The organism is Actinomycetota bacterium, assembly GCA_030776725.1.
Classification (GTDB): domain Bacteria; phylum Actinomycetota; class Nitriliruptoria; order Nitriliruptorales; family JAHWKO01; genus JAHWKW01.
The window spans coordinates 1-8405 of sequence record JALYHG010000186.1 but is presented as its reverse complement, the minus strand read 5'-3'; the positions used below and the strand labels follow the sequence as shown (position 1 = coordinate 8405).

Annotated in this window: 7 protein-coding genes; 3 read left to right on the top strand and 4 right to left on the bottom strand. The window is 70.9% G+C overall.

Annotation, left to right across the window (positions count from 1 at the left end):
- Together M3N57_08950 and M3N57_08945 are read right to left on the bottom strand one after the other, a co-directional pair.
- A partial coding sequence (locus M3N57_08950) for a hypothetical protein (protein ID MDP9022806.1) occupies nt 1–229 on the bottom strand: 229 nt, incomplete at its 3' end.
- Nucleotides 226–807, bottom strand: coding sequence for a sigma-70 family RNA polymerase sigma factor (locus M3N57_08945; GenBank protein ID MDP9022805.1), 582 nt, complete (start codon nt 805–807; stop codon nt 226–228). The genes M3N57_08945 and M3N57_08950, both read right to left, overlap by 4 nt.
- 38 nt (nt 808–845) lie before the next feature.
- On the opposite strand from M3N57_08945, the gene M3N57_08940 reads away from it, so the two are divergent.
- Both M3N57_08940 and M3N57_08935 read left to right on the top strand, forming a co-directional pair.
- Nucleotides 846–2180 (top strand): PQQ-dependent sugar dehydrogenase, encoded by a 1335-nt coding sequence (locus M3N57_08940; protein ID MDP9022804.1) that lies wholly within the window; start codon nt 846–848, stop codon nt 2178–2180.
- A 334-nt stretch (nt 2181–2514) separates the two neighbouring features.
- Nucleotides 2515–2802, top strand: coding sequence for a hypothetical protein (locus tag M3N57_08935; protein ID MDP9022803.1), 288 nt, complete (start codon nt 2515–2517; stop codon nt 2800–2802).
- Between the two features lie 114 nt (nt 2803–2916).
- Here M3N57_08935 and M3N57_08930 read toward each other — a convergent pair whose 3' ends face one another.
- Together M3N57_08930 and M3N57_08925 are read right to left on the bottom strand one after the other, a co-directional pair.
- Complete coding sequence (locus M3N57_08930) at nt 2917–5346, bottom strand: DNA topoisomerase 4 subunit A (GenBank protein ID MDP9022802.1); 2430 nt, start codon at nt 5344–5346, stop codon at nt 2917–2919.
- A gap of 24 nt (nt 5347–5370) precedes the next feature.
- Nucleotides 5371–7257, bottom strand: coding sequence for a DNA gyrase subunit B (locus M3N57_08925; protein ID MDP9022801.1), 1887 nt, complete (start codon nt 7255–7257; stop codon nt 5371–5373).
- Nucleotides 7258–7423: 166 nt separating this feature from the next.
- Here M3N57_08925 and M3N57_08920 point away from each other — a divergent pair, with 166 nt between their 5' ends.
- Nucleotides 7424–8404 carry a mechanosensitive ion channel family protein gene (locus tag M3N57_08920; protein MDP9022800.1) on the top strand — a complete coding sequence of 327 codons (981 nt, stop codon included), beginning with the start codon at nt 7424–7426 and terminating at the stop codon, nt 8402–8404.
- The last annotated feature ends 1 nt before the right edge of the window (nt 8405 follow it).

Below are 8405 nucleotides of genomic sequence, written 5' to 3'. Positions count from 1 at the left end.
GTGTCCAGCGGCGCACCGGCTGCCACTGCGGCGCGGGGGCCGGAGGCGGACGGTGCGCGGCCTGCTGCGCCGCGGCAGCGATCGCGGCCAGGTGGCGCTCGGCGACGTCCTCAGGGGGGGAGGTGATCAACGCACGCCGCAGTGTGGCCAAGTACGCCAACGCGTCGTCCTGGCCGGGGTCTGCGCCGGCCAGGATGCGGTCGATGTCGTCGCTGCGTCGTGTGCTCATCGTTCCGGTGAGCGTTCGAGCGGCCCGGCAGGATACGGGTGGCGCTCCAGCCGGCGGCGGAGCCTCCCGATCGCGCGGTGTTGCAGCGCTTTCACCGCGCCGGGACGTTTCCCCAGCATCTCGGCCACGTCGTCGATGCTCAGGTCGGCGAAGAGCCGCAGCAGCAGGACGGTCCGCTGATCCTCGGTCAGGTCGTTGAGGACCTCCAGCAACTCCGCTTCAGCGACGCGTTCGAGGCCCTCCTGCCCCTCGTTGTGGGGCAGCGCCCGCTCGAGGGCTTCGTCGGTGACCGGGTCGGACGGCCGTCGACGCCGGCGGCGTCCAGCATCGATCAGGCGGTGGTGAGCGATCGTGAACACCCAGGACCGGAACCGGCTCTCGTCCCCGTCGAAGCGGTGCAGGTCGCGGACGACCTGCAGGAAGACCTCGCCGGCGACGTCCTCGGGGCTGTGCGCGCCGCGGCTCCGGAGGTAGCCGAGGATGACCGGCGCCAGGTCGTGGTACAACTCCGTCCACGCCCAGTCGGCCCCCGCCCGTGCCGCGGCGAGGACCGTGTCGAACCGGTCACCGAGCGGCACGGACGCTCCCGTTGTTCGCGGGCCGCCCGGAGGTGAGCGTGCCCCAACCCAGCCAGGATACGGACGGCGACGCAGGACCACGCCGGCACGCTGCTCTGCGGCGCGCCGCCGCCGGCCTGGTCGCCGTGGCCGCCACTGTGGTCGCCTGCACACGAGCGGGACCAGCGGACGTCGCTCCCACCGCGGCGGGACCGACGGCGGCGACCACCGCCGCGCCGGCCGGCGCCCCAACGCCCGAGCGGTTCTCCTGTCCCGACGCCCCGCCGGATGCGCCAGCGGGCGACGCCACGACACCACACCTGGCGCTCGAGCCGATCGTGACCGGGTTGGTCCACCCGTCGCTGATCACCGCACCGCCCGGAGACCCGCGCCTGTTCGTCCTGGAGCTGGACGGACGCATCCGGGTGGTCGCCGACGGACGTCTCCTCGACCGCCCGTTCCTGGATCTCACCGACCGAGCGAAGGCGGTTGGTGACGGCGGCCTGATCGGGCTCGCGTTCCACCCGCGCTACGCCCACAACGGCCGGTTCTTCGTTCACTACGACGACCTGCAGGCCGACACGGTGGTCGCCGAGTACCGCGTGTCCGGCGACGACCCCAACCGCGCCGACCCCAACAGCGCCCGAACGCTCCTCACCGTGGATCAGCCCGCGGTGATCCAGCAGGGCGGGACGCTGACGTTCGGCCTCGACGGGATGCTCTACCTCGGACTGGGTGATGGCGGTGACAAGTCGGATGGTGGCGCCCGCGCAGCCGATCCCCGCGACCTGCTGGGGTCGCTGCTGCGGATCGACGTCGACGGCCCCCCCGCGGCCGGGAAGGCGTACGCGATCCCGGTCGACAACCCACACGCCGACGGGATGAGCGGGGCGCCAGAGGTGTGGGCAACCGGGCTGCGCAACCCGTGGCGGTTCACGTTCGACGGCTCCCGCTGCCAGCTGATCGTCGCCGACGTCGGCGCCAAGGGACGCGAGGAGATCAACGTCGTGGCAGCTGACGTCGGCGGGCTCGACTTCGGCTGGCCCGCCATGGAGGGCAGCCGCTGCCTACGCGACGCCTGCGACGGCGACCGCTACGTCCTGCCGGTCGCCGAGTACGTCCACAGCTCGGACGCCTGCGCCATCGTGGGGGGCGAGGTCTACCGCGGTGACGCCATCGTCGATCTCGGCGGCACATACGTGTTCACCGACTACTGCGGCGGGTTCCTCCGCGGATTCCGACTGCCCCCACCCGGTGAACCCGCGGACGTCGTGGACTTCACCGATCAGGTCGGCCGGTTGGGCTACCCGCTGTCGTTCGGCCGCGACGCGGCCGGTGAGGTCTACGTCGCCGAGGCTGGCGGCAGCGTGTCACGGATCGTCGCCGCGGACTGACGTCGCCGAGGCCACGAACGCCACACGGGTGCCGTCGGACGACCAGGCGAGGGCCGCTTCCACGAAATGGTCCGGAGTCAGGTCGAACTGATCGCCGCCGTCGGTTCGATCGAGCGTTCTCCTCGTGGCGGTACCGTGCGACCGGTGATCGTCGCAGCGCTGACGGACGGTGGTGGACGACGTGCGGACCTCTGCCAGTCAGCCCAGTCGGCCAGTGGGGCGCGGATACCTCGCGTCGCTCAGTGGCGGAACAGTCGGAGCGTTCGTCGGCGGTGGGGCGGCCTACGTGTGGGTTTTCGAAGGCCGCTGGTTCCAAGGCGACCCCGGTCTTGGCATGGCCAACCTCGCGCTCGTGCCGCTCCTCTACCTCGTGATCGGCACCGCCACGGTGATCGGACACGTCGTCGGAGTGTGGCTTGCCCTCCGGATCAGGGGCCACCGCCGGTCCGGTCTGACCACAGCTCTCACTGCGGTGATGGCGCTGACCGTGATGGTGTACGCCCTGCAGTGGAACGGGCTGTTGCTCTACCTACTACCCGCCATACCGGCGATCGCTCGCTTCGCCGCCCTGCGGGCGCTGACAAGAGACAGGGCCACGACCGATCGCCTGGCTCACCGGTGACGACCGTGGCATCACCCTGTACCTACAGCATGCCGTGATCCGTCGGGTGGATGGTCAGCTCGACGGCAACGAGGATCGCCAACATCCGGAGCGCGGGTCAGCGGCTGGAGTCGTCTAGCGCGCCCCGATCGGGGATGCCTCGGCAACGACCGGCGCCCCGACGGGCACGCCGAGATCGGTGCCGCGGGCCGTGCGCCGCGCCTCGGGGAGCTCAACGGGGCGGATCACCGACGGCTGCTCGCCTGCGATGTGCAGGTCCGCTGCGGTGCCACAGAACAGCAGCGCGTCCGTACCGGTCTGGAGGCCCTTGCCGCCCCGCCCTTTCACGCCGTACTCCTCCAGGGGCGTGCGCTTGGCGGCGCCGTCCGCCGCGATCGTGACCATGTCACCGTCATCACGGCCGCCTTCGACCACGCTGAGGGTGACGACCCTCTCGCGGTCGGGGACGTCCATGCCGATCACGCCGGTGGCGGTTCGTCCCATCGGGCGGACGTCCTCGGCGCGGAAACGGGTCACCAGCCCGCCGGTGTGGGCCACGACCAGGTCGTCGTCGTCGTGGCACAGCGCCACCGCCACGATCCGGTCGCCGGGCTTGACGCCGGCAGCCTGAAGCGTTCGGGCTCTCGTGTCGTACTCGCCAACGGCTGTGCGCTTCACCTGCCCCTGGGCGGAGGCGGTCACCACGGTCACATCGTCGGGGGATCCCTCGACGGTCCCGGCCCCCGCGGCCGCGTTCGGGAGCACCACCGCGCCGGCGATCGGGGCGGCGGGGGGCTCGCCCAGCGCCTGCGCGGCGTGGGTGCCTCGGTCCCGCGCCCGCACGACCGGGACGTCGGGCAGGTCGACGCGGTACCCGGTGCCTTCCTCGTCGATCAGCAGCACGGTGTGGTCGGTCGTGCAGCGCAGCACCGCCACGACCGGGTCGCTGCGGTGCTTGTGGGCCGGGGTCGTCCGGCGCTGCGGGATCGGCTTGAGGTACCCACCACGGGTGACGGACACGGTGACGTCCTGGGCTTCGAACCCGGCGCGGGACCCGCCGGCCAGGACGTCCTCGGCTGCGATCCCCTCGGCCACGATCGCGCTGCGACGCGGGGTGGCGTGGACCCGTTTCACGTCGCCCAGCTCGTCGGCGAGGAGAGCGTCCAAGCGTCGGGGGTCGGCCAGGATCGCCTCCAGCTGCTCGATCATCCCCAGCAGCTCGCGGTACTCGTCCTCGAGCTTGCGGCGTTCCAGCCGGGCGAGGCGTCGCAGCTGCATGTCCAGGATCGCGTTGGCCTGCGTCTCGGAGAGCTCGTAGCGGGCCACCAGCTCGGTGCGGGCGGCGTCGGCGGAGTCGGCCGCGCGGATCAGGGCCACGACCTCGTCGAGATGGTCGAGGGCGGTGAGCAGACCCTCCAGCACGTGGGCGCGGGCTGCGGCCTGGTCGCGGCGGTGGGTGGTGCGGCGGGTGAGCACCTGCCGCTGGTGGGAGACGTACTCGGCCAGGCAGTCCTTCAACCCCAGCGTGCGGGGAGCGCCGTCGACCAGCGCGACGCAGTTGATGTTGAAGTTGGACCGCAGATCGGTGGAGCGGTACAGCTTCTCGAGGACCTGGGCGGGGTCCTCCCCACGCTTCAGCTCGATCACGATGCGCATGCCGTCGCGTGACGACTCGTCGCGCAGGTCGCGGATCTCGTCGATGCGGCGGTCCTGCACCAGCCCGGCGATCTTCTCCAGCAGCGTCGCCTTGTTCACCTGGTACGGGATCTCGGTGACGACGATGCGTGGGAGGTTCCCGGTCCGAACCTCGGTCGTGGCGACTGCTTCCATCGTCACGGCGCCGCGGCCGGTCGCGTACGCGCCGCGGATGCCGTCGGTGTGCACGATCCGGGCGCCGGTGGGGAAGTCGGGAGCCGGGACGAGCTCCAGGAGGTCGTCCAGCGTCGCGTCCGGGTGGGCGAGGAGGTGCAGGGTGGCGTCGATCACCTCGCCGAGGTTGTGGGGTGCGATGTTGGTCGCCATCCCGACGGCGATCCCGGTGGCCCCGTTGACCAGCAGGTTGGGGAACCGTGCCGGTAGGACCTCCGGCTCCTGCTCGTAGCCGTCGTAGTTGGGACGGAAGTCGACCGTGTCCTCGTCGATGCCCGCGAGCAGCTCCATCGCCAGGGCCGACAGGCGCGCCTCGGTGTAGCGCATCGCCGCGGGCGGGTCGCCGTCGATCGACCCGAAGTTGCCGTGTCCGTCGATCTGCGGATCACGGCTGGAGAAGTCCTGCGCCATACGCACCAGCGCGTCGTAGATGGCTGCGTCACCGTGCGGGTGGTACTTCTTCATCACCTCGCCGACGGTGGATGCGCACTTGCGGTAGGGCCGGTCGGGGACCAGGCGCGACTCCCACATCGAGTACAGGATGCGCCGCTGCACCGGCTTCAAGCCGTCGCGGACGTCGGGCAGGGCACGGTCGACGATCACCGACATGGCGTAGTCGAGGAACGCCTGCTGCATGCGGTCCTCGATCGGGACGTCGACGACCTGGCCGCCGAGCAGATCCATCTGCTTGGGCATCGCTCGTTCCCTCGTGTTCGCCGGTCAGTCCAGCTGCGCGAACCTGGCGTTGCGCTCGATCCAGTCGCGGCGCGGTTCGGATTGATCGCCCATCAGCATCGTGAAGAGCTCGTCGGCCTCCATGCCGTGCTCGACCGTCACGCGCAGCAGCGTCCGCCGCGCCGGATCCATCGTGGTGGCCCACAGCTGCTCGGGGTCCATCTCGCCGAGCCCCTTGAAACGTTGCGTCTCGACCTTTCCCTGCCCCTTGAACTCCGTCCGCGCCAGCCGGTCGCGTTCCTCGTCGCTCATCGCGTACGCCACCTTGGTGCCGCGCCGTAGCTGGTACAGGGGGGGCTGCGCCAGGTACAGGTGCCCCTTGGCGATCAGCGCCGGCATCAGCCGGTAGAAGAAGGTGAGCAGCAGAGTGGTGATGTGCCCGCCGTCGACGTCGGCGTCAGCCATCAGCACGACCTTGTCGTAGCGCAGCGCGTCGTAGTCGAAGTCCGGCTCGATCCCGGTCCCGACGGCCTTGATCAGCGCCTGGATCTCGGAGTTCTCCAGCACACGGCGCAGCTGCGCCTTCTCGACGTTGAGGACCTTGCCGCGCAGCGGCAGGATCGCCTGCGTGTGGCGATCGCGGGCCAGCTTGCTCGACCCGCCGGCCGAGTCACCCTCGACGATGTAGAGCTCGGTCTCGGCCGGATCCCGGCTGGTGCAGTCGGCGAGCTTCCCCGGCAGCCCCGCGGACTGCGTGTCGAGCAGGCCCTTGCGGCGGGTGAGTTCCCGGGCGGCTTTGGCGGCTTTGCGGGCCCTGGCGGCCATGGCGCAGCGCTTGACGATCCGCCGCCCGACGCTGCGGTGCTTGGCGAGCCAGTCGTCCAGCGCCTCGGACACGACCGACTCGACGTAGCTGCGGGCGACGCTGGATCCCAGCCGTCCCTTGGTCTGGCCTTCGAACTGCGGGTCGGGCATCTTCAGCGAGATCACCGCCACCAGACCCTCGCGGACGTCGTCGCCGGTCAGGTCGGGGTCCTTCTTGGTGAGCGCGTTCGAGTCGCGGCCGAACTTCTTGAGGGTCCGGGTCAGCGCGGTGCGGAAGCCTTCCTCGTGGGTGCCGCCGTCGACCGTGCGCACCACGTTGACGTACGAGCGCAGCCTCTCTTCGTGGAACCCTTCGCTCCAGGTCAGGGCCACGTCGACGGCCATCGGGTCGCCGCCGACCTCACCCTCGTGGTGGATCACGATCGGCTCATCGACGGGGTCGCGGCCGTGTAGCAGCTCCGCGACGAAGTCCGCCAGCCCCGCCCGGAACCGGAACGTCTCCGACCGGCCGGTGCGGTCGTCGGCCAGGACGAGTTCGAGGCCGGGGTTGAGCAGTGCGGTCTCGCGCAGCCGCTGTGCCACCGTTGCGTGGTCGAACTCGCTCGTCTCGAAGATGTCCGGGTCGGGCCAGAACCGCACCGTGGTCCCGGTCCCGTGCGCTTCGCCGCGCCGGGTGAGCGGCTCGGCCACCGGGCCGCGCTCGAAGGCGATGGCGTGCCGGTAGCCGTCGCGGTCGACCTCGACCTCGGTCCGTGACGACAGCGCGTTCACCACCGACACCCCCACGCCGTGCAACCCGCCTGACACGGCGTACGCCTGGCGGTCGAACTTCCCGCCGGCGTGCAGCTTGGTCAGCGCGACCTCGACGGCGGGGCGGCCTTCCTTCTCGTGGCGATCGACCGGGATGCCGCGCCCGTCATCGGTCACCTCGCAGCCGCCGTCGGCCAGCAGCCGCACCGTGATGTGGTCGGCGTGCCCGGCGAGGTGCTCGTCGACGGCGTTGTCCACGACCTCCCACAGCAGATGATGCAGCCCGCGCGCGTCGGTGGACCCGATGTACATGCCGGGGCGGCGGCGGACCGCTTCGAGACCCTCGAGCACGGAGATGTGCTCGGCGGAGTACTCGTCGGTCTTGGCCCGGGCCCGCCGGGAGGTCTTCGCCACGTTCGCCTCGTCCGTCGTCGTGGTCGCCCGGTCGACCACGGTACGGGATGGCAAGGCGGCACCCGAGCAACCGGCGACCGACACGGCGGCTGGGACTAGCCTCGGCAGGGTGTACGCCCAGCCGTTCGAGCAGCCGCTGCCGACCCCCTCCGAGACGGTCCCCCTGATCGTCGACCGGGACGTGGACACCCTCCGCGACGCCCTGGACGTGGTCCGCGACACCATCGAGGCGTTGGTCGCGGCGTTCCTCACCCGGCTGCCGCTGGTCGGTGTCGGGCTGGTCCTGTTCGTCGCCGGTCTGCTCGCGGCCCGCTGGTTCGGTCGGTGGACCGAGCAGCTCCTCGAACGCACCCGGGCCGACCGGGTCGTGGTGGGACTGTCGGGGCGGATCGTCCGGTTCCTGGTGGTCGTGGTCGCGGCTCTGATGGCGCTGTCCGTCGCCGGTGTGCGGGTGGGCGCGGTGCTGGCAACGCTGGGGATCGCCGGTCTCGCGCTGGCGTTCGCGCTGCAGAACATCCTCGAGAACTTCGTGTCGGGCATCATCCTGCTGGTCCGCAAACCGTTCCGTGCCGGCGACCAGATCGAGACCGGCGATTTCGAGGGCACCGTCGAGGAGATCGACCTGCGCGTCACCCGCCTGGTGGCCTACGACGGGGTCACGGTGCTGATCCCCAACAGCGACGTCTTCCGCAACCCGTTGAGCAACATGACCCGTCGCGGCTCGCGGCGCACGACCCTGACGGTTGGGGTCGACTACCGCGACGACCACGACCGTGCGCGGCAGGTCCTGATGGAGGCGGTGACGCAGGCGCCCGGTGTGTTGGCGGAACCGATGCCGGAGGTGCTGCTCACGGAGCTCGGCGACTTCAGCGTCGATTTCGAGTTGCGCTACTGGACGCTGCCCGACATCCGCACCGTCCGCCGGGTACAGGATCGGGTGCTGTCCGACGCGAAGTCCGCCCTGGAACGTGCCGGTCTGACCATCCCGTGGCCGATCCGGACGCTGATGTTCGACACGCCGGTCGAGCTGCACCACGGCGACGGGGGCCCGGGCGGGTCGCAGCGGACGCGGCCACCTACAGGCCCGTAAG

Excerpts from the sequence above, each read along its gene's own strand:
- M3N57_08930 (MDP9022802.1), bottom strand. The coding sequence starts at position 5,346 with ATGCCCAAGCAGATGGATCTGCTCGGCGGCCAGGTCGTCGACGTCCCG.
- M3N57_08935 (MDP9022803.1), top strand. The coding sequence starts at position 2,515 with ATGGCCAACCTCGCGCTCGTGCCGCTCCTCTACCTCGTGATCGGCACC.